The organism is Streptomyces shenzhenensis (assembly GCF_021462265.1).
Lineage (GTDB): Bacteria > Actinomycetota > Actinomycetes > Streptomycetales > Streptomycetaceae > Streptomyces > Streptomyces shenzhenensis.
The window spans coordinates 1-19,008 of record NZ_JAJONF010000084.1 but is presented as its reverse complement, the minus strand read 5'-3'; the positions used below and the strand labels follow the sequence as shown (position 1 = coordinate 19,008).

Genomic DNA, 19,008 nt, shown 5'->3' with positions numbered 1-19,008 from the left:
CGACGGGACACCGGGCGTAAGAACCCGTCAAGAACCGCCCGATCCGCATAAGAACCCCGTCAGTGCCGGCTCCGGAGCGGCCACCGGCCCCTAGCGTCGGCCTCATGGCGGACAGAAGACGCAGAGGCCGGGCGGCCGCCGGTGACCGCACCTGGCGCGGCAGCGCGCTCCTGGCCGTCGGCGGTGCCCTCGGCTTCGGCGGGCTGACGCTCCTGGTGGACTGGGACGCCGGCACCCTCACCCCGGCCCGCGCCCTGCTCTGGGTCACCCTGGCGGCCGCCGTCCTCACCATGCTGCTGCCCGCCCGGGTCACCGCGGGCCCCGGCTGGCTGGCGGTACGCGGCCCGCTCCGCCGCCGTACCGTGTGCACCGACTCCCTCGTCTACGTCGGCCGGTACGGGGACGTCTCCGCGCACCTGGTCCTGCGTGACACGTGGGGCAGCCGCCTGGAGTTCGACCCGGGCGTCCTGCACGCCAACCCCCTGCTCTGGCACGAGCTGGACACCGGTGTCCGCCGCTCCCTGGAACGCGGCACTCTCCGCCGGGGCGCCGAGGTGCTGACACGGCTCGGCCATGAGATAGACGACGTGAACGCGCGCGCGGTCCTCGCCGCGTCCGGCCTCGTCTGACCGTCCACCCCCTGACCGCCCGCCCCGCCGGCTGGGGCCTATCGTGACCTGCATGCAGTCCTACACGATCGGCCAGGCGGCGCGGCTGCTCGGCGTCAGCCCGGACACCGCCCGCCGCTGGGCCGACGCGGGCCGGATGGCCACCCATCGTGACGAGGGCGGCCGGCGGCTCATCGACGGCGCGGACCTCGCCGCCTTCTCCGTGGAACTGGCCAAGGCCGGCAGCGGCGAGGAGGACGCCTCCTACACCTCGGTCCGCAACGCCTTCCCCGGCATCGTCACCGCTATCAAGCTGGGCGATGTCGCCGCCCAGGTCGAGATCCAGGCCGGCCCGCACCGGCTGGTCTCCCTCCTGACCCGGGAGGCGGTCGAGGAACTCGGCCTGGAGGTCGGCATGGAGGCCACCGCCCGGGTGAAGTCCACGAACGTGCACATCGACCGCGTCTGACCGCTCACCCGCCGCGTCCGCTCACCCGCGCAGCCGCGCGGTGCGCCACCCGCCGCGTCCGGCGGTGCGTGGCGCTGACGTGCGGGTGCGGCGCCCTTGCCGTACCCGCCCAGGAGCCGTCGCAGGCCAGGACGGCCGCAGCGGGCCGGGCAGCGCGCAGCGGGCCGCGACGGGCGGGCGGGCGGTTCACGGAGCGGCCGCTGACACGCGACCGGGTGGGGCGGGCGCTGGAGGCCGGGCGCCGTACTCCCCGTCCACCCGTATCTCCGTGATGCCGCTGATGTGCCGGGCCCCGCAGCGGTCCTGCGGAAGCACCAGCTGCGGGCCCGGCCGGTCCAGCGGGGTGTCGTCGATGCTGACACCGAGCAGAACGGGGGCGTGGGCGAAATCGGGGTCGATCTCGGCCCAGGAGAGCAGCGCATGGTGCCCGTCGCCACCGGTGACCGTGATGAGGAAGCGGAGCCGGTCCTTGCGCCGGCCAGGGTCGAATCCGGGTCCGGCGTCGGCGAGGACGTCGTACAGCCGTGGACCGGTGAAGCCGTGGCACCGGATTCCGCTGGTGGCGCACTCGAAGCTGACCCGCACCCGGTGCTGGGGCCAGCGCAGGAGGTCGGGCACGGTCAGCCGGGCCGGCCGTGCCAGGTCTCCGGTGAGGACGAGTTCGGCGAGCGTCATGAGCGGTCACCTCCCGGATGACGGTACCCACGGCACGTCACCGTACAAACGCACATGCCAGATTCAAGCCGGTAAGCATGCGGCTCATGCGATGCGAAAGAAGACTTACGGCTGGCAGATGCGGCAGTATCATCGCCAGGCGGCTGGTAGCCAGGTCGCAGCAGGGCGCGACAGCTTTCTCACGACGTCAGAGGAGTTCACTCGTGAAGACCCGTTCCGTGCGCCGGACCCGGCGGACGCTCCAGGTGGGCGGTGCCTCGGCCGTGGCCCTGCTGGCCCTGAGCGCCTGTTCCTCCTCCGCCGACGACTCCTCGTCGACCACGAAGCCGGACACGTCGTCGACGGCGACGCCCAAGCTGTCGGGCTCGATCACCGTGTTCGCGGCGGCCTCGCTCAAGGAGAGCTTCACGACCCTGAAGGCGGACTTCGAGAAGGCCCACCCGGGCACCGAGGTCAACTTCAGCTTCGGCGGCAGTGACACCCTCGCCGCGCAGATCACCAGCGGTGCGCCGGCCTCCGTCTTCGCCGCCGCGAGCCCCAGGACCATGGCGATGGTGACGGACCGGAAGGACACCGCCGCCACACCGGCCACCTTCGTCCGCAACCAGCTGGAGATCGCCACCCTGCCGGGCAACCCCGACAAGATCTCCTCCCTGAAGGACCTCACCCAGTCGTCGCTGAAGGTCGTGCTGTGCGACAGGACGGTGCCGTGCGGTGCCGCCGCGCAGAAGGCCCTGGACGCCGCCAAGCTCAAGCTCACCCCGGTCTCCTACGAGGAGGACGTGAAGTCCGCGCTCAACAAGGTGGTGCTGAAGGAGGCCGACGCGGCGGTCGTCTACAGGACCGACGTGAAGGCGGCCGGCGGCAAGGTGGAGGGGGTGGAGTTCCCCGAGTCCGCCGACGCGATCAACGCCTACCCGATCGCCCTTCTCAAGAACGCCCCGAACCCCACGGTGGCCAAGGCGTTCATCGCCCTGGTGCGGTCCCCCGAGGGCCAGCGGGTCCTGAACGCCGCCGGGTTCCTCAAGCCGTGACGAAAACCGACGAGTCCGGCGCCGTGACGGGCACCCTCACGGGCGGCCCCCGGCGCCGGCGGTTCCGGCCGGCCGTACCGCTGCCGCTCCTCCTCCCCGGAGCGGTAGCTCTGGCCTTCCTGCTCCTGCCGCTGGTCGCCCTGCTGGTGCGGGCGCCCTGGAGCAGCCTCCCGTCGCTGCTGACCGACACGCAGGTGTGGCAGGCCCTCCGGCTCTCCCTAATCTGCGCGACGGCGGCCACGGGCGTGAGCCTGGTCCTGGGCGTTCCCCTGGCCTGGCTGCTGGCCCGTACGAAGTTCCCCGGCCGGGGTTTCGTACGGGCTCTCGTCACCCTCCCCCTCGTCCTGCCCCCGGTGGTGGGCGGCGTGGCCCTCCTCCTCGCCCTCGGCCGCAACGGGGTGGCCGGCCAGTGGCTGGACGCCTGGTTCGGCATCACCCTGCCGTTCACCACGGCGGGCGTGGTGGTCGCCGAGTCCTTCGTGGCCATGCCCTTCCTGGTGATCAGCGTCGAGGGCACGCTCCGCGCCGCCGACCCCCGCTACGAGGAGGCGGCCACCACCCTGGGCGCCTCCCGCTTCACGGCGTTCCGCCGGGTCACCCTCCCCCTCATCGCCCCCGGCATCGCGGCCGGCGCGGTCCTGGCCTGGGCCCGCGCCCTCGGCGAGTTCGGAGCGACGATCACCTTCGCCGGCAACTTCCCCGGCCGCACTCAGACCATGCCCCTCGCCGTCTACCTCGCCCTGCAGAACGACCCCGACGCGGCGATCGCGCTCAGCCTGGTCCTGCTCACCGTGTCGATCGCCGTGCTCGCGGCGTTGCGCGACCGTTGGATGACGGCCTCATGAGGACGACCCGCCGGACGAACACCCCGATGACCGACTCGCACCCCACACCAGCGGACGGCACCCGGCCGCCCCGCACCCATCCGCGCCCGGACGCCACCGGCCTGTACGCGCACCTCGTCGTCACCCGCCCCGCCTTCGGCCTGGACATCACCCTCACCGCCGCCCCCGGCGAGGTCGTCGCCCTCCTCGGCCCCAACGGTGCCGGGAAAACCACCGCCCTCCGCGCTCTGGCCGGCCTCACCCCCCTCACCGCCGGCCATCTCCGCCTGGACGGCACGGAGCTGGACCGCACGCCACCCGAGTCCCGCCCGGTGGGCGTCGTCTTCCAGGACTACCTCCTCTTCCCCCACCTCACGGCCCTCGACAACGTCGCCTTCGGCCCCCGCTGCCAAGGCGCCACAAAGACCGAGGCGCGCGCCGAGGCCGCCGCCTGGCTGGACCGCATGGGCCTCGCCGAACACGCCGGCGTCAAACCCCGCCGGCTCTCCGGCGGCCAGGCCCAGCGCGTCGCGCTGGCCCGCGCCCTGGCCACCCGCCCCCGCCTGCTGCTCCTGGACGAACCCCTCGCCGCCCTCGACGCCCGCACCCGCCTCGACGTACGTTCCCGGCTCCGCCGTCACCTGGCGGAGTTCGAGGCGGTGGCCGTACTGGTCACGCACGACCCGCTGGACGCCATGGTGCTGGCCGACCGCCTGACCGTCATCGAAGACGGCCGGGTCGTCCAGGAGGGCACGCCCGCCGACATCGCCCGCCGTCCGCGCACCGACTACATCGCCCACCTGGTCGGCCTCAACCTCTACCGAGGCCGCGCCGACGGCCACACCGTCGAACTGGCCGCGGGTCCCGCGATCACCACCACCGAGGACCTCACCGGTGACGTCTTCGTCGCGTTCGCGCCGAGCGCCGTCACCCTCTTCCGGGACCGCCCCACCGGGGCCAGCGCCCGCAACCTCTGGCGCTGCGAGGTGGCGGGCCTGGAGACCCACGGCGACCAGATCCGCGCCGATCTGACCGGCGAAATAGCCCTCGCCGCCGACCTCACCACGGTCGCCGCCGCCGAACTTGACCTGCACCCGGGTGCCCCGGTCTGGGCTACGGTGAAGGCGACCCAGACGCACGCCTACCCGGCGTAGCACGGCACAGGCCCCGCCGAAGCGGGGCCTGTGCCGAACGTGCGCGTCCTGGGCGCTCGGGGTGTCCCCCCGCGCCCCTGGGCGTCAGTCCTCGTACGCGTCCAGCGGCGGGCACGAGCACACCAGGTTCCGGTCTCCGTAGGCCTGGTCGATGCGGCGCACCGGCGGCCAGTACTTGTCGGCGGCGGACACCCCGCCGGGGAAGACGGCCACCTCCCGGCTGTACGCGTGCTGCCACTCGCCGCCCAGCGCGCCCGCGGTGTGCGGAGCGCCACGCAGCGGGTTGTCGTCGGCGGGCCAGTCCCCCGACCCGACCTTCTCGATCTCCGCCCGAATGGCGATCATCGCCTCGCAGAACCGGTCCAGCTCGCCGAGGTCCTCGGACTCGGTCGGCTCGATCATCAGCGTGCCGGCCACCGGGAAGGACATCGTCGGCGCGTGGAAGCCGTAGTCGATGAGCCGCTTGGCGACGTCGTCGACGCTCACTCCGGTCGCCTTGGTCAGCGGCCGCAGGTCGATGATGCACTCGTGCGCGACGAGCCCGCCGGGCCCGGTGTAGAGCACGGGGTAGTGCGGCTCCAGCCGCTTGGCGACGTAGTTGGCGCTGAGCACGGCCACCTGTGTGGCCCGCTTCAGCCCCTCGCCGCCCATGAGCCGGACGTACGCCCACGAGATCGGCAGGATCCCCGCGGACCCCCACGGCGCGGCCGAGACCGGCCCGACACCGGTCTGCGGCCCGGCGGCGGGCTGCAGCGGGTGGTTCGGCAGGTACGGCGCCAGGTGCGCCCGTACGGCCACCGGACCGACCCCCGGACCGCCGCCGCCGTGCGGGATGCAGAAGGTCTTGTGCAGGTTGAGGTGGGAGACGTCGCCGCCGAAGTGCCCCGGCTTGGCGACCCCGACCAGGGCGTTCAGGTTGGCCCCGTCGACATACACCTGACCGCCGGCCTCGTGCACCTGCGCGCAGATGTCGGCGACGTGCTCCTCGAACACCCCGTGCGTGGACGGATAGGTGATCATCAGTACCGCGAGCTCGTCGCGGTGCTGCTCGATCTTCGCCCGCAGGTCCGCGACGTCGATCTCGCCGTCCTCGGCGGTCTTCACGACGACGACCTTCATCCCGGCCATCACGGCGCTGGCGGCGTTGGTGCCGTGCGCGGAGGACGGGATCAGGCACACCGTCCGCTGCTCGTCGCCGCCTGCGCGGTGGTAGGCGCGTACGGCGAGCAGCCCGGCGAGCTCGCCCTGGGACCCGGCGTTGGGCTGCAGCGACACCTTGTCGTACCCCGTGACCTCCGCGAGGCGCTCCTCCAGCTCCCGGATGAGGGTCAGGTACCCCTGGGCCTGCTCGGCGGGCGCGAACGGGTGCAGCTGGCCGAACTCGGGCCAGGTGACCGGCTCCATCTCGGTGGTCGCGTTGAGCTTCATGGTGCAGGAGCCCAGCGGGATCATGCCGCGGTCCAGCGCGTAGTCCCGGTCGGCGAGCCTGCGCAGGTAGCGCAGCATCGCGGTCTCGGAGCGGTGCTGCTGGAAGACGGGGTGGGTCAGGTAGCCGTCGGTGCGCAGCAGTGCCTCGGGCAGCGTGTCCTCGGTGACCGCGTCCAGCGCCTCGACGTCTCCTTCGACGCCGAAGGCCGTCCAGACGGCACCCAGCTGGGCGCGGGCGGTGGTCTCGTCGCAGGCCATGGAGACGTGGTCGGCGTCGACGAGCCGCAGGTTGACGCCGCCGCGGCGGGCGGCGGCGACGATCTCGGCGGCCTTGCCGGGCACGCGGGCGGTGAGCGTGTCGAAGTAGGCGCCGTGCACGATCTCGACTCCGCCGGCCTCGAGGCCCGCGGCGAGGATCGTGGCGTACCGGTGCGTGCGCCGGGCGATGGCCTTGAGCCCGTCAGGGCCGTGGTAGACGGCGTACATGCCGGCCATCACGGCGAGCAGCACCTGCGCGGTGCAGATGTTGCTGGTGGCCTTCTCCCGCCGGATGTGCTGCTCGCGGGTCTGCAGCGCCAGCCGGTACGCCTTGTTCCCGTCGGCGTCCACGGAGACGCCCACGAGCCGCCCGGGCAGGCTGCGCGCGAACTTCTCGCGGACCGCCATGTAACCGGCGTGCGGCCCGCCGAAGCCCATCGGCACACCGAACCGCTGGGTGGTGCCGACGGCGATGTCGGCCCCCAGCTCGCCCGGCGAGGTCAGCAGGGTCAGCGCCAGCAGATCGGCGGCGACGGTGACGAGCGCGCCGAGCTCGTGCGCCTGCTCGACGACGGCCCTGATGTCGCGTACGGCACCGGAGGCGCCGGGGTACTGGACGAGCACCCCGTTGATCTCCCGCGCGGCGAGGTCCGCCGGGATGCCGTCCGCGAGGTCGGCGACGACGACCTCCATGCCCGACGGCTCGGCCCGGGTCTGGATCACGGCGATGGTCTGCGGCAGGGCGTCCGCGTCGACGACGAAGACGCCCTTCTTGTTCTTGCCCATGCGCAGCGACAGGGCCATGGCCTCGGCGGCGGCCGTGCCCTCGTCGAGCAGGGAGGCACCGGAGGTGGGCAGCCCGGTGAGGTCGGCGACCATGGTCTGGAAGTTCAGCAGGGCTTCCAGACGGCCCTGGGAGATCTCCGGCTGGTACGGCGTGTAGGCCGTGTACCAGGCGGGGTTCTCCATCACGTTGCGCAGGATGACGGGCGGCGTGAAGGTCCCGTAGTACCCGAGCCCGATCATCGAGTCGAGCACCTGGTTCCGGTCGGCCAGCGACCGCAGCTCGGCCAGCACCTCGGCCTCGGTCCGGGCGCCGGGCAGCTCCAGCCGGTCGGCGTTCTTGATCACGTCCGGCACGGCGGCCGCGGTCAGGTCGTCGAGCGAGCCGTATCCGACCTGGGCGAGCATCTTGGCGCGGGCCTCGTGGTCGGGGCCGATATGGCGCTGCTCGAAGGGAATACCCTGCTCAAGCACGGAGAGCGGAATACGCTGGGCGGTCATTGCGGAGGCCTCCTGGTCTGACGCGACCTTCGAGGGGTACCCCGGCACGGGCACCCCGACGGCCTCCCCCTCTGTCATCTCAACCTGAGAGCTTCACCGGTGCGCCCTTGCGGACTACCAGCTTTCACCGTCGGTGAGGGCGGACACCGTCGACGTCCGCCCTGCTTTCCAGAGTGACCTCGTCCGTGCGGTACGTGAGCCTGAGAGATTCCGGGGAGGAGTTGCTCCTTCGGCGCCTCCGGTTGCCCGAAGGACTCTCCCGCACGGGGTCAGCAGCCGTTTGCCAGCCTACCAGCGAGGCCGATGCCGGAGCCTTCGAGTGGCCGCCTCGTTGAATGTGCTCTTTTGTAGTGCTTACGGATGAGTTGCGACCAAGTGGAGGGCCCGTGCAGACCGACATCGATCCGCGCAACCTGATCGGCCGCAAGGCGTTCGACCGCAACGGCACGAAGATCGGCACGATCGACGAGGTGTACCTCGACGACGCGACGGGCGTGCCGGAGTGGGCGGCCATACGCACCGGCCTGTTCTCCCGGGACGCCTTCGTGCCCCTGGAGCCCAGCGAACTGGTCGAGGGCACCCTCCACGTCCCCTTCGACCGCGCCCTGATCAAAGACGCCCCCGACTTCGGCGTGGGCCGCCACCTCTCCCCGGAACAGGAACTCCAGCTCTACCACCACTACGGCCTCGACACGACTCCCCCGGACCACGTCCACCCGGACCACGACTTCGGCAAGCTGGCGGGAACGGAGGACGCGGGGGCGTAGTACTGAGACCGCGGGCCGGCGGGGGTCGTCGCGCCCACCCGGCGGAGCCGCACGTGAATACAGCCCCGCGCCCCTCAGGGGCGCTGCAGTCGCGTCAGCTGCATAGTCGCGGGCAGGCGTGCCGCTGGGGCGATGGGGGTCCCCCCGCGCGAGCGAAGCCGAGCGTGGGGGAGGGTGGGCGCTGGGGGCTCCCCCTCCGGGGGAGGCATCCTGCCGGCGCCGGTAAGCGCCCCGGCCCCGACGCACGATCACGCCGGCACCCCCGGCACCAACGGCAACGGCTCCGCGGGCTCCAGCTCAGGGTCCTCGACCCGAAACGTCCGCACTCTCCCCGGCTCCGAGGACCCCGGCGTCTCGAACCGCACCGTCACCCGGCCCAGCCCGCTCCCCTGCACCCACCCGTGCCCGTACTCGGCATGCCGCACATCGTGCCCCGCGGGCCACCGCCGCTCGGCGACCGCCTCCTGCTCGGCGACCGGCTCCGCCACGTCCTCCTCCGCCGCGAGCTCCGCCGCCCCCTCCCCGGCCGCCGCCTGGGCCTGCGCGAACAGGTCCTCCTGCGTGTAGTCGGCCAGCCCCGAAACACCCACCCCCAGCAATCGCACACCTCCCGTCGTGTCCACCGACTCCAGCAGCCGCGCGGCCGCCTCCCGCACCACCGCCGGGTCGTCGGTCGGCCCTCTGAGCGTCTCCGACCGGGTCAGCGTCGAGAAGTCGTACCGCCGTACCTTCAGCACGATGGTCCGCCCCGACAGCCCGGCCCCCCGCAGCCGCCGCACACACCGGTCGGCCAGTCGCTGCACCTCGAGACCCACGCGCATCCGGTCGTGGATGTCCACGTCGTAGGTGTCCTCGACCGACACCGACTTGGTCTCCCGCTCGGCGACCACGGGCCGCTCGTCGTGCGCGAGCGCCATCGCGTACAGGGCGTGGCCGTGGGCCTTGCCGAGCAGCCGGACCAGTTCGTCCTCCCCCGCCTCGGCGATCTCGTCGACCGTGGTGATCCCGGCCCGCCGCAGATGGTCCCCCGTCGCCGGCCCCACCCCCGGCAGAATCCGCACCGGCATCGGGCCCAGCATCGCCCGCTCCGTGCCCGGCTCGATCAGCACCAGCCCGTCCGGCTTGGCCTGCTCGGAGGCGATCTTCGCGAGCATCTTGGAGGCGGCGAGCCCGACGGACCCGCAGAGCCCCGTGACGGTCCGTATGTCCGTGCGCAGCCCCTCCCCCACCAGCCGCGCCGATCTGCCGTCCCAGGCCGCCCCAGCGGCCTCGAGGTCCACGAACGCCTCATCCAGGCTGAGTGGCTCCACCAGCGGCGACAGCCCGCGCAGCAGCGCCATCACCTGCTCGCTGACCGACCGGTACAGCCCGAAGCGCGGCACCAGATACGCGGCGTTCGGCGCCAGCCGCCGCGCCTGCGCCATCGGCATCGCGGAGTGCACCCCGAACACCCGGGCCTCGTAGGACGCGGTGGCCACCACACCACGCGGTCCGAGCCCGCCCACGACCACCGCCTTCCCGCGCAGGCTCGGCTTGGACGCCTGCTCCACCGAGGCGAAGAAGGCATCCATGTCGAGATGCAGGATGGTGGGCGCGTTTCTCACACCTCCGATGCTGCACCACGCCACTGACAATGCCCCGGCACTGACCCGTGCCGGGGCATCAGAAGAAGCTCAAGGGGCTTCGGGCGGGGACTTCAGACCGCCCGGTTGCGCCGTCTGGCCAGCTCGTCGGCGGGGTTGTGGCCCACCAGGGTCTCCCCGGTGTCGACACGCTCGCCGTGCAGCTGGGAGAGCGCGCTTTCCACGTCGCGCCAGACCACGCCGACCGCGATCCCGAAGATGCCCTGACCGCCCTGGAGCAGGGCGTGGACCTCGTCCGGTGAGGTGCACTCGTAGACCGTGGCGCCGTCGCTCATGAGGGTCATCCGCTCCAGGTCACGGAAACCGCGTTCCCGCAGGTGCTGGACGGCGGTGCGGATGTTCTGGAGGGAGACCCCGGTGTCCAGGAACCGCTTGACGATCTTCAGTACGACGACGTCCCGGAAGCTGTACAGACGCTGGGTGCCCGATCCGTAGGCAGGCCGCACACTGGGCTCGACCAGGCCGGTGCGGGCCCAGTAGTCGAGCTGCCGGTAGGTGATGCCGGCCGCCGCACAGGCCGTGGGCCCGCGGTAGCCGATCTCCTCGGTCGCCATGGACGCCGCCCCTCCGCCGCTCGGCACCGCGGTCGGCCGCTGGGGGGCGTGACCGGCGGTGCTGCTGTGAAGCGGGGACGGACCGCTCTCCCCGAAACCGCGTCCGGGGGCACCCCCAGCCATACCGTCGCCGCTGCTTCTCACGCCGACCTCCGTCCTTGACCTGCCTTCACGACGGTAGGCAGTCACCAGGGGTGCGTCAACGATCGCCACACTCGGCACGCCGAGTGATAATCACCCTAGGAGTGGTTTCCCGTGCCCCACCGCGGGGAAAGGCTAGCCGAATGCTCTGGCGGGGAGCCGTAGGACGCTCTCAGCGGCCGCTGGCAATTACCCATGAGTTTCGGCTGTGACAGCGGCCCAACGGCCCGTCGCCGACCCTCCGGCAGGTGACGGGCCGTTCGGGGCACTACTGGCTGCTGGTGCCGAAGTCCTCGGGCGAGATCTGGTCGAGGAACTCGCGGAACTTCTCCACCTCGTCCTCCTGCTCGTCCGGGATCGCGATGCCCGCGTCGTCCAGCACCGTGTCACTGCCGTAGATCGGCGTTCCGGTGCGCAGCGCCAGCGCTATGGCGTCGGACGGACGGGCGCTCACCTCGACCCCGCTGGCGAAGACCAGCTCCGCGTAGAAGACGCCTTCACGCAGATCCGTGATGCGTACCTCGGTGAGCTCCTGGCCGACGGCCTCCAGCACATCCTTGAACAGGTCATGGGTCAGCGGCCTGGCGGGCGCCATGCCCTGCTGGGCGAACGCGATCGCCGTCGCCTCCCCCGGCCCGATCCAGATGGGGAGGTAACGGTCGCCTCCCACTTCGCGCAGGAGCACGATCGGTTGGTTGGAGGGCATTTCCACCCGGACACCTACGACATCGAGCTCGTTCACACAGCAACCCTAGGCCGTGCCCGGGACGTTTGGGTAGTCGGGCCCGGAACGCGAGCCCGATCCGGCCTCCCGCCGGGCCCTGTCGTGGCCCTCACGGCAGCCGCACCCCGAGGGCGGTCTGCACCAGCGCGGCGTGCAGCTTCACCGTGAGCGCCGCCAGCTCCTTCGTACGGGCCTCCGCATGGGCCCTGGTCTGCGGATTACGATGGCGCTTGAGCGGGGCCACCACCTGGTCCACCAGGCCCGCCTCGCGGTCGACGGCGGCCTTCATCCCCCGCAGATGGCGCGGCTCGATCCCGAACCGCCCCAGCTCGGTCACGAGCGAGGCCACGGTGACCGTCTCGGCGTCGTACACGCCGTCCTCCAGCGGAGCGATCAGCCCGTACGACTCCCACTCCGCGAGGCAGTCCTCGTCGATGCCGGCGGCCGCGAGCAGCTCCTGCCGGCCGATCCGGGCGACCGCCGGGGCCTCGGGGGCCGTCGGCACGGCCTCACCGTCCCGCTGCCGCCCCAGCACGGGCAGCTGTACCGCCTCGCCGCGCTCCATGGCCTCCAGGTGCTCCCGGATGACCTTGAGCGGCAGGTAGTGGTCCCGCTGCATCCGCAGGACGTGTCCGAGGCGCTCCACGTCCCCGGCACTGAACTTCCGGTATCCGGAAGGGGTGCGGCGCGGCTCGATGAGCCCTTCCGACTCCAGGAAACGGATCTTGGAGACGGTGACTTCGGGGAACTCGTCGCGCAGCACGTTCAGCACCGTGCCGATGCTCATCAGCCCGGGTTCCGTGGCGGCGGCGCCGTGACCGGCACCGCCGCTCGGTGTGTGCAGCATGGACCTTCTTCCCTGGGGTCCCCCGGACGAGGTCCGGCGGGGTCAGATGCCCTGCCGGCTCGCGTAGAAGACCAGCCGGTACTTGCCGATCTGGACCTCGTCGCCGTTCGAGAGAGCGACCTGGTCGATGCGCTCCCGGTTGACGTACGTGCCGTTGAGGCTGCCGACGTCGGCCACCGTGAACGAGCCGTCCGGCTGGCGGCGGAACTCCACATGCCGGCGCGAGACCGTCACGTCGTCCAGGAAGATGTCGCTCTGCGGGTGGCGGCCGGCCGTGGTCAGATCGCTGTCCAGCAGGAAGCGACTGCCCGAGTTCGGGCCACGGCGCACGACCAGCAGCGCGGAGCCGAGCGGCAGCGCGTCGACCGCCGCCTGCGCCTCGGGCGAGAGCGACGGCATCTGGGTCTGACCGGTGACCTCGGCGTCGTAGGCCTCCAGGCCGGAGATCGAGATCGTGGACGTCGTCTCCGACGCACGCTCGGGCACCGCGCCCGCACGCAGCGGCGCTCCGCAGTTGGAACAGAAGCGGGCGTTCTCCGCGTTGCGGTTACCGCACCTCGTACAAACCAGGGCCGACATGGACGGATCCTCCTGCCGCGGCTGCCCCGCCGGGACGTTGGACGCGTACGGGCCGGAGGCGAACCCTCCACCCGCACCTGAGGTTGACGGTTGCCCGAAACCTATGCCGCCGGACTGGGACGGGTCAACTGACGGCGCGCCCTGACCTCCCGAAATGTCACCCGCCGGACCAGCCACCTGGTCCCGGAACAGCGGGCGCTGACCCTCCGCGTCGGGCTGTGCCCGATGGCGAGCGGTCGCGTTGTCGCTGCCCTCTCGCGCGCTCTTGCCGAACAACTTCGCAAACAACTTCACGGGCGATTCCCCTTGACCGAAACAGACCCGCCCGTGGGGCAGGACGAACCCTGACTGAATAAACCGGCCGACCCGGACAACCACACAACGTCCGTATCCACCAGACAGTTTCCACCACGCACCGGTTCCCCGGTGCGCCGACCCCCCGCATCCTCATGCCCCCGCCGGACGTCCGCCATGCACCGCCGGTTCACTGCGAGGACGACCGAGCGTAGTCAGGCTGCTTCGCCGGTCGCAAGGCGTCCACGACGATCTTGGTGGACCGCTCGACCGTCACAGTCGCCTGTTCCTTTTCGAGGGTCTGCACCACGCCTCCGGGGATGTTGAGAGCCGGTTCGAGGTCCTGCGGCTTGCCGATCACCCTGAAAACGTAGGGCTGGGTGATCTTGTTCCCGTCGACGCTCACGCTCTTCCCCGAGTCGGTGAGGTAGGTACCGGCGATCACCCGTACCCCGTTGACCTGGATCGCCTCCGCACCCGCCGCGCGCAGCTCCTGGATCGCGTCGAGCAGCATGTCCGCCTGCACCGTCCCCTTCGGGTCGTCGACCGTCATCGTGATGCCAGGACCCTGCGCCGCCACGGTGCCCGCGAGAATGCCGAGTTGCCGCTCCTTCTCGGCCGTCTGCTTACGGGCCTCCGCCGCCTGGTCGGAGCTGCTCTGCAACTCCTGACGCTGCTTTTCGAGTCCTGTCTTCTCGTCTTCAAGACGCTGCGTACGGTCGTCCAGTTCATCGAGGATGCGAACAAGATCCTCCTGCCGGGCCCCGCGCAGCGCGCTGTCGCTGTCGCTGTTCGACGCCACCTGCACGGCGAGCCCGAACCCGAGCCCGAACAGCAGCACGGCGACGATCAGTTGAGCCCTGCTCACCCGCGGTGGCCACAGCCCCTGTACCAGCCTCTGGCGGCCGGTCAGCCCGGACTCCGGCTTCGGCTCGCCGGCGGACTCGTCCTTCGGCGCCGTGACGGGCACCTCGGCCGGGAGTTCTCTGCGCAGCCGGTGCTCCGGCTCCTTGCCGTGCTCGCTCATGCCGCTCATGCCCGGAAGACGTGCCGTCGGATCGCCGCGGCGTTGGAGAAGATTCGGATACCGAGGACCACCACGACCCCCGTGGACAGCTGCGAGCCCACCCCCAGCTTGTCGCCGAGGAAGACGATCAGCGCGGCCACCACCACGTTGGACAGGAACGACACCACGAACACCTTGTCGTCGAAGATCCCGTCCAGCATGGCCCGCAGGCCACCGAAGACGGCGTCGAGCGCCGCGACGACGGCGATCGGCAGATACGGCTCGACGACCGCCGGGACCTCAGGCCGGACCAGCAGTCCGGCCACGACGCCCACGACGAGGCCAAGTACGGCGATCACGATGTGCCCTTCTCAGTCTTCTCGGTGTACGGCTGTGCCGTACGTACGATCACGCTCGGCGCGGCGGGCAACCGGACGTCGCTCTCCGTGGAGATCGTCGCCCGGATGCCGAAGTTCTCCTCCAGCGCATGCAGATACAACCCGTCGGGGCTGTCCTGGAACCTGGAGCCGAGCCTCTCCCCGTCGCCCACCGCCAGCACCGTGTACGGCGGCACCAGCGGCCTGTTGTCGACCAGTATCGCGTCCCCCGCGGCCCTGATCGCGGACAGGGCGGTCAGCCGCTGCCCGTTGATCGAGACCGCCTCGGCGCCCGAGGCCCACAGCCCGTTCACGACGCGCTGCATGTCATGGTCCCGCACCCGACCGGTGTCGGAGAACCCGGAGGTCTCCCGGGGGTTGCCGGCGTCACCGCCCGAGGAGGTCTCCTTGGCGTCGTTCACCACCAGCTTCACGCCGGGGCCGTGCACCGCCGTGGCGCCCGACAGCACGTCCACCAGGTCCGCCTGCCCGCTGCCGCCGCTGTCCTTCAGCGCGGCCCGCTGGCGGGCGCTGACGTCGTCCCGCAGTTTGTCGACATTGGTCTCCAGCTTGTCCGCGGCCGCCGTCTCCCGGTCGATCCTGTCGATCAGCTCCTGGCGCTCCTTGGCCACCACGGGCGCCGCCACGCGCGCCTGTGCCGCTCCCACGGTCACCACGAGGGCCGCCAGCACCAGACCGCCGGCGAGGCCCAGCCGGGCCCGGAGGGTCTTCGGCATGCCGCCGCCCTCCCCCTGGGCCCGCTTCCGCGCGGCCGCCTCGGTGTACCCGTCGTCGAGGCTGTGATCCATCACGTTGGTGATCAACGACATGGAGGCGTCCGGGCGCGACGGCCAGGAGACGCTGCTCCGAACGGGGGGTTGCTGCGGCATGCCGCACATCGTCGCACGTCGCGACCAGTACCTCCGAACGGCCCCACCGGCGCGCCGGACCGGCCCCCCATGGGGACACGTGTCCGGCACGCACGCGTGCAGCGATTTTACCGTCCGGCGCTGTCCACGATCGCCGACCACTCGTCCAACAGCGCCTGCGCGGAGGCGTCGTCGGGCCCCTCGGCCCACAGATGGGTGACCGCCTCGGCCGGGTCGGGCAGCACCATCACCCAACGCCCGTCGGTCTCGACGACCCGCACTCCGTCGGTCGTGTCGACGGAACGATCACCGGCCGCCTCGACGACACGCCGCATGACCAGCCCCTTGACAGCCCACGGCGTGGCCAGGTCCCGCTTCAGGACATGCGCCTTCGGGATCCGGGCGTCGATCTGGCTGAGCGTGAGCTGTGTCCGCGCCACCAGACCGATCAGGCGTACGAACGCGGCCGTACCGTCGTAGACACTGCTGAACTCCGGAACGATGAATCCGCCCTTGCCGTCACCGCCGAAGATGGTGCCTTCCTCACGCCCCACGCGCGTGAGGTCGTCCGGAGAGGTGGTCGTCCACTCGACCTGCGTGCCGTGGTACGCGGCCACCTGCTCGGCGATCCGGGTGGTGGTGACCGGAAGCGCCACACGGCCGCTGCGCCGCTCGGCGGCGATCAGGTCGAGCATCACCAGCAGGGCCCGGTCGTCCTCGATGATGCGGCCCTTCTCGTCCACCAGGGACAGCCGCTCACCGACCGGGTCGAACCGCACGCCGAACGCGGCTCCCGAGGACGCCACGATCTCGCCGAGGCGCACCAGCCCCGCCCGGCGCTGGTCGGCCGTCTCCGTGGGCCTTGCCTCGTTCAGACCGGGGTTGATGGTCAGCGAGTCCACACCGAGCTTGCCGAGCAGGCTGGGCAGCACGAGCCCGGCGCTGCCGTTGGAGGCGTCCACGACGACCTTGAGGCCCGATTCGGCGACCCCGGTCGTGTCGACGTTCCGCAGCAGCGACCCGGTGTACGAGTCGAAGACGCTGGCCGGGAAATACAGGTCGCCGATCTCACCGGGGAACGCGCGCCGGTACTCCTGCCGCGCGAAGATCCGGTCCAGCTTGCGCTGGCTGGCCTGGGACAGGTCGGCGCCCTGCCCGTCGAAGAACATGATGTCGACGGAGTCCGGCACCCCGGGCGAGGTCCGGATCATGATCCCGCCGGCGCTGCCCCGCCCGGTCTGCTGCCGCGCCACCGGCAACGGCACGTTCTCCAGGTCGCGTACGTCGATCGCGCTGGCCTGGAGCGCGGAGATCACCGCCCGTTTGAGCGCACGCGCACCACGGGAGTGGTCACGAGCGGTCGTGACGGTGGACCCCTTCTTCAGGGTGGTGGCATAGGCGCCGGCCAGCCGTACGGCCAGTTCCGGGGTGATCTCGACGTTCAGGATGCCGGACACGCCCCGGGCGCCGAACAGATGAGCCTGGCCCCGGGACTCCCAGATCACCGACGTGTTGACGAAGGCGCCGGCCTCGATGGTCTTGAAGGGGTAGACCCGGACGTTGCCCTGAACGATCGATTCTTCACCGATCAGGCACTCGTCGCCGATGACCGCCCCGTCCTCGATCCGCGCGGCCCGCATGATGTCGGTGTTCTTCCCGACGACACAGCCTCGCAGATTGCTGTGCTGCCCGACGTACACGTTGTCGTGGACGACGGCGCGGTGCAGGAAGGCGCCGCTCTTCACGACGACGTTGGACCCTACGACGGTGTGCTCGCGGATTTCCGCGCCGGCCTCGACCTTGGCGTAGTCGCCGATGTAGAGCGGCCCACGCAACTCGGCGTCCGGGTGCACCTCGGCGCCCTCGGCGACCCAGACGCCCGGGGATATCTCGAAGCCGTCGATGTCGACGTCGACCTTGCCCTCCAGGACGTCGGCCTGCGCCTTCACGTACGACTCGTGGGTACCGACGTCCTCCCAGTAGCCCTCCGCGACATAGCCGTAGATCGGCTTGCCTTCCTTCATCAGTTGCGGGAAGACGTCGCCGGACCAGTCGACGGGAACATCGGCCTCGACGTAGTCGAATACTTCGGGCTCCATGACGTAGATGCCCGTGTTCACCGTGTCGGAGAAGACCTGACCCCAGGTCGGCTTCTCAAGGAAGCGCTCGACCTGACCTTCTTCGTCGACGATGGTGATGCCGAATTCCAGCGGATTGGGCACACGCGTCAGGCAGACCGTGACGAGCGCGCCTTTTGCCTTGTGGAAGTTGATCAGCTCGGTGAGGTCGAAGTCGGTCAGCGCATCACCGGAGATGACAAGGAAAGCGTCGTCCTTCAACGCGTCTTCGGCGTTCTTGACGCTTCCGGCGGTACCGAGTGGCTTCTCCTCGTTGGCATAGGTGAGCTCCATACCGAGCTCTTCGCCGTCCCCGAAGTAGTTCTTGACCAGCGATGCCAGGAACTGCACAGTGACGACGGTCTCGGTGAGCCCATGCCTTTTGAGCAGCCGTAGCACATGCTCCATGATCGGCCGGTTGACGACCGGAAGGAGTGGCTTGGGCATGCTGGAGGTCATGGGGCGAAGGCGTGTGCCTTCACCACCGGCCATCACGACGGCCTTCATGTCGGAAGCGTCCTCCTCTAAGAGATGACGGTCTCGCCGACTTCACCCGTCAAGATTGTCCCGCACTTTTCCGCCGCGGGCCATCGAGAGCAATCGAGGGGCCACTACGTCCGGACAATCGCCGAGGCTCAGTCGGCTGTGGCGTCCGCACGAACCAGGCGACGGACCTGCACCACGTAAAGCACTCCTGCCCACCAATACAGGGTTGTACCCCACCCTGCGAACGCCCATCCGAAAATAGCAGCGAGTGACGAGATCCAGCCGCTTCCGTCACTGAGCAACAGGAGCGGGAACGCGTACATCAGATTGAACGTCGCGGCCTTCCCCAGGAAGTTCACCTGCGGTGGCGGATACCCGTGCCGCCGGAGGATCCCCACCATCACCAGCAGCATCAGCTCACGCAGCAGTAGTGCGGCCGTCAACCAGAGCGGCAGGATCTCACGCCAGGTGAGCCCGACCAGCGTCGACAGCACGTAGAGCCGGTCCGCGGCGGGGTCCAGTAGCCGGCCGAGGCTGCTGATCTGGTTCCAGCGCCGGGCGAGCTTGCCGTCCAAGTAGTCGCTGACGCCGCTGAAGAGGAGTACCAGCAGGGCCCAGCCGTCGCTCTTGGGCCCGCCGAACTCGGGCCTGAGGATCAACCACAGGAAGAGGGGTACGCCGACGAGACGGGCCATGCTGAGGATGTTCGGGATGGTGAGGACCCGGTCCGTCTGGACACGGGTCTCCTGGACCTCCACCCGGGAGCCTCCTGTGGTGGGAAACGAGCCAACTTTGCCCCCTGACCCTACCTCAACGCAAAAAAGCTCTGGCTCTTGGGCTTGTTGCCCAAGAGCCAGAGCTCTAAAGGGA

Annotated in this window: 18 protein-coding genes and 1 riboswitch; of the genes, 6 read left to right on the top strand and 12 right to left on the bottom strand. The window is 70.6% G+C overall.

The window, feature by feature from the left end:
* Nucleotides 1-104: 104 nt before the first annotated feature.
* Together LQ326_RS45385 and LQ326_RS45380 are read left to right on the top strand one after the other, a co-directional pair.
* The gene (locus LQ326_RS45385) at nucleotides 105-629 is read left to right on the top strand and encodes a hypothetical protein (RefSeq protein WP_234545073.1); all 525 of its coding nucleotides are present in this window, start codon (nucleotides 105-107) and stop codon (nucleotides 627-629) included.
* 52 nt (nucleotides 630-681) lie between these two features.
* The gene (locus LQ326_RS45380) at nucleotides 682-1,077 is read left to right on the top strand and encodes a TOBE domain-containing protein (RefSeq protein WP_181809054.1); all 396 of its coding nucleotides are present in this window, start codon (nucleotides 682-684) and stop codon (nucleotides 1,075-1,077) included.
* 186 nt (nucleotides 1,078-1,263) lie between these two features.
* Here LQ326_RS45380 and LQ326_RS45375 read toward each other — a convergent pair whose 3' ends face one another.
* Nucleotides 1,264-1,752, bottom strand: coding sequence for a molybdopterin-dependent oxidoreductase (locus LQ326_RS45375; protein ID WP_234545072.1), 489 nt, complete (start codon nucleotides 1,750-1,752; stop codon nucleotides 1,264-1,266).
* A gap of 203 nt (nucleotides 1,753-1,955) precedes the next feature.
* Between LQ326_RS45375 and modA the strand changes: the two genes are divergently transcribed.
* The 3 genes from modA to LQ326_RS45360 are packed head-to-tail and all read left to right on the top strand — an operon-like array spanning nucleotide 1,956 to nucleotide 4,764.
* Nucleotides 1,956-2,786 carry a molybdate ABC transporter substrate-binding protein gene (gene modA, locus LQ326_RS45370; protein ID WP_234545071.1) on the top strand — a complete coding sequence of 277 codons (831 nt, stop codon included), beginning with the start codon at nucleotides 1,956-1,958 and terminating at the stop codon, nucleotides 2,784-2,786.
* Nucleotides 2,783-3,631 (top strand): molybdate ABC transporter permease subunit, encoded by an 849-nt coding sequence (modB, locus tag LQ326_RS45365; protein WP_234545070.1) that lies wholly within the window; start codon nucleotides 2,783-2,785, stop codon nucleotides 3,629-3,631. Before modA ends, modB begins: the two co-directional genes overlap by 4 nt.
* Nucleotides 3,632-3,657: 26 nt before the next feature.
* Entirely contained in the window at nucleotides 3,658-4,764 is a 1,107-nt protein-coding gene (locus LQ326_RS45360; RefSeq protein WP_234545075.1) for an ABC transporter ATP-binding protein, read from the top strand.
* A gap of 84 nt (nucleotides 4,765-4,848) precedes the next feature.
* On the opposite strand, the gene gcvP is transcribed toward LQ326_RS45360, so the two are convergent.
* Nucleotides 4,849-7,734: an aminomethyl-transferring glycine dehydrogenase gene (gcvP, locus tag LQ326_RS45355; RefSeq protein ID WP_234545069.1), complete on the bottom strand. Its 2,886-nt coding sequence runs from the start codon at nucleotides 7,732-7,734 to the stop codon at nucleotides 4,849-4,851.
* A 178-nt stretch (nucleotides 7,735-7,912) separates the two neighbouring features.
* Nucleotides 7,913-8,006, bottom strand: a riboswitch (glycine riboswitch).
* Between the two features lie 114 nt (nucleotides 8,007-8,120).
* On the opposite strand from gcvP, the gene LQ326_RS45350 reads away from it, so the two are divergent.
* Nucleotides 8,121-8,501: a PRC-barrel domain-containing protein gene (locus tag LQ326_RS45350; protein ID WP_234545068.1), complete on the top strand. Its 381-nt coding sequence runs from the start codon at nucleotides 8,121-8,123 to the stop codon at nucleotides 8,499-8,501.
* Nucleotides 8,502-8,749: 248 nt separating this feature from the next.
* On the opposite strand, the gene LQ326_RS45345 is transcribed toward LQ326_RS45350, so the two are convergent.
* From LQ326_RS45345 to clsA, 10 genes are all read right to left on the bottom strand, one after another.
* On the bottom strand, nucleotides 8,750-10,105 hold the full coding sequence (locus LQ326_RS45345; protein ID WP_234545067.1) for a DNA polymerase IV: 1,356 nt from the start codon (nucleotides 10,103-10,105) through the stop codon (nucleotides 8,750-8,752).
* A gap of 92 nt (nucleotides 10,106-10,197) precedes the next feature.
* Nucleotides 10,198-10,842 carry a MerR family transcriptional regulator gene (locus tag LQ326_RS45340; protein WP_181803611.1) on the bottom strand — a complete coding sequence of 215 codons (645 nt, stop codon included), beginning with the start codon at nucleotides 10,840-10,842 and terminating at the stop codon, nucleotides 10,198-10,200.
* Nucleotides 10,843-11,107: 265 nt separating this feature from the next.
* Complete coding sequence (locus tag LQ326_RS45335; protein WP_026253112.1) at nucleotides 11,108-11,581, bottom strand: bifunctional nuclease family protein; 474 nt, start codon at nucleotides 11,579-11,581, stop codon at nucleotides 11,108-11,110.
* Nucleotides 11,582-11,672: 91 nt separating this feature from the next.
* Entirely contained in the window at nucleotides 11,673-12,410 is a 738-nt protein-coding gene (gene ftsR, locus LQ326_RS45330) for a transcriptional regulator FtsR (protein ID WP_234545066.1), read from the bottom strand.
* Nucleotides 12,411-12,452: 42 nt separating this feature from the next.
* Entirely contained in the window at nucleotides 12,453-13,283 is an 831-nt protein-coding gene (locus LQ326_RS45325; RefSeq protein WP_234545065.1) for a zinc-ribbon and FHA domain-containing protein, read from the bottom strand.
* A 190-nt stretch (nucleotides 13,284-13,473) separates the two neighbouring features.
* Complete coding sequence (locus LQ326_RS45320) at nucleotides 13,474-14,319, bottom strand: DUF881 domain-containing protein (protein ID WP_372497133.1); 846 nt, start codon at nucleotides 14,317-14,319, stop codon at nucleotides 13,474-13,476.
* The gene (locus tag LQ326_RS45315; RefSeq protein ID WP_046727248.1) at nucleotides 14,316-14,648 is read right to left on the bottom strand and encodes a small basic family protein; all 333 of its coding nucleotides are present in this window, start codon (nucleotides 14,646-14,648) and stop codon (nucleotides 14,316-14,318) included. The genes LQ326_RS45320 and LQ326_RS45315 overlap by 4 nt, the downstream gene beginning before the upstream one ends.
* Nucleotides 14,645-15,556 carry a DUF881 domain-containing protein gene (locus tag LQ326_RS45310; RefSeq protein WP_234545064.1) on the bottom strand — a complete coding sequence of 304 codons (912 nt, stop codon included), beginning with the start codon at nucleotides 15,554-15,556 and terminating at the stop codon, nucleotides 14,645-14,647. Before LQ326_RS45310 ends, LQ326_RS45315 begins: the two co-directional genes overlap by 4 nt.
* 107 nt (nucleotides 15,557-15,663) lie before the next feature.
* Nucleotides 15,664-18,159: a mannose-1-phosphate guanyltransferase gene (locus LQ326_RS45305; RefSeq protein ID WP_234545063.1), complete on the bottom strand. Its 2,496-nt coding sequence runs from the start codon at nucleotides 18,157-18,159 to the stop codon at nucleotides 15,664-15,666.
* A 128-nt stretch (nucleotides 18,160-18,287) separates the two neighbouring features.
* On the bottom strand, nucleotides 18,288-18,896 hold the full coding sequence (gene clsA / locus LQ326_RS45300) for a cardiolipin synthase ClsA (protein WP_234545062.1): 609 nt from the start codon (nucleotides 18,894-18,896) through the stop codon (nucleotides 18,288-18,290).
* Nucleotides 18,897-19,008: the final 112 nt, after the last annotated feature.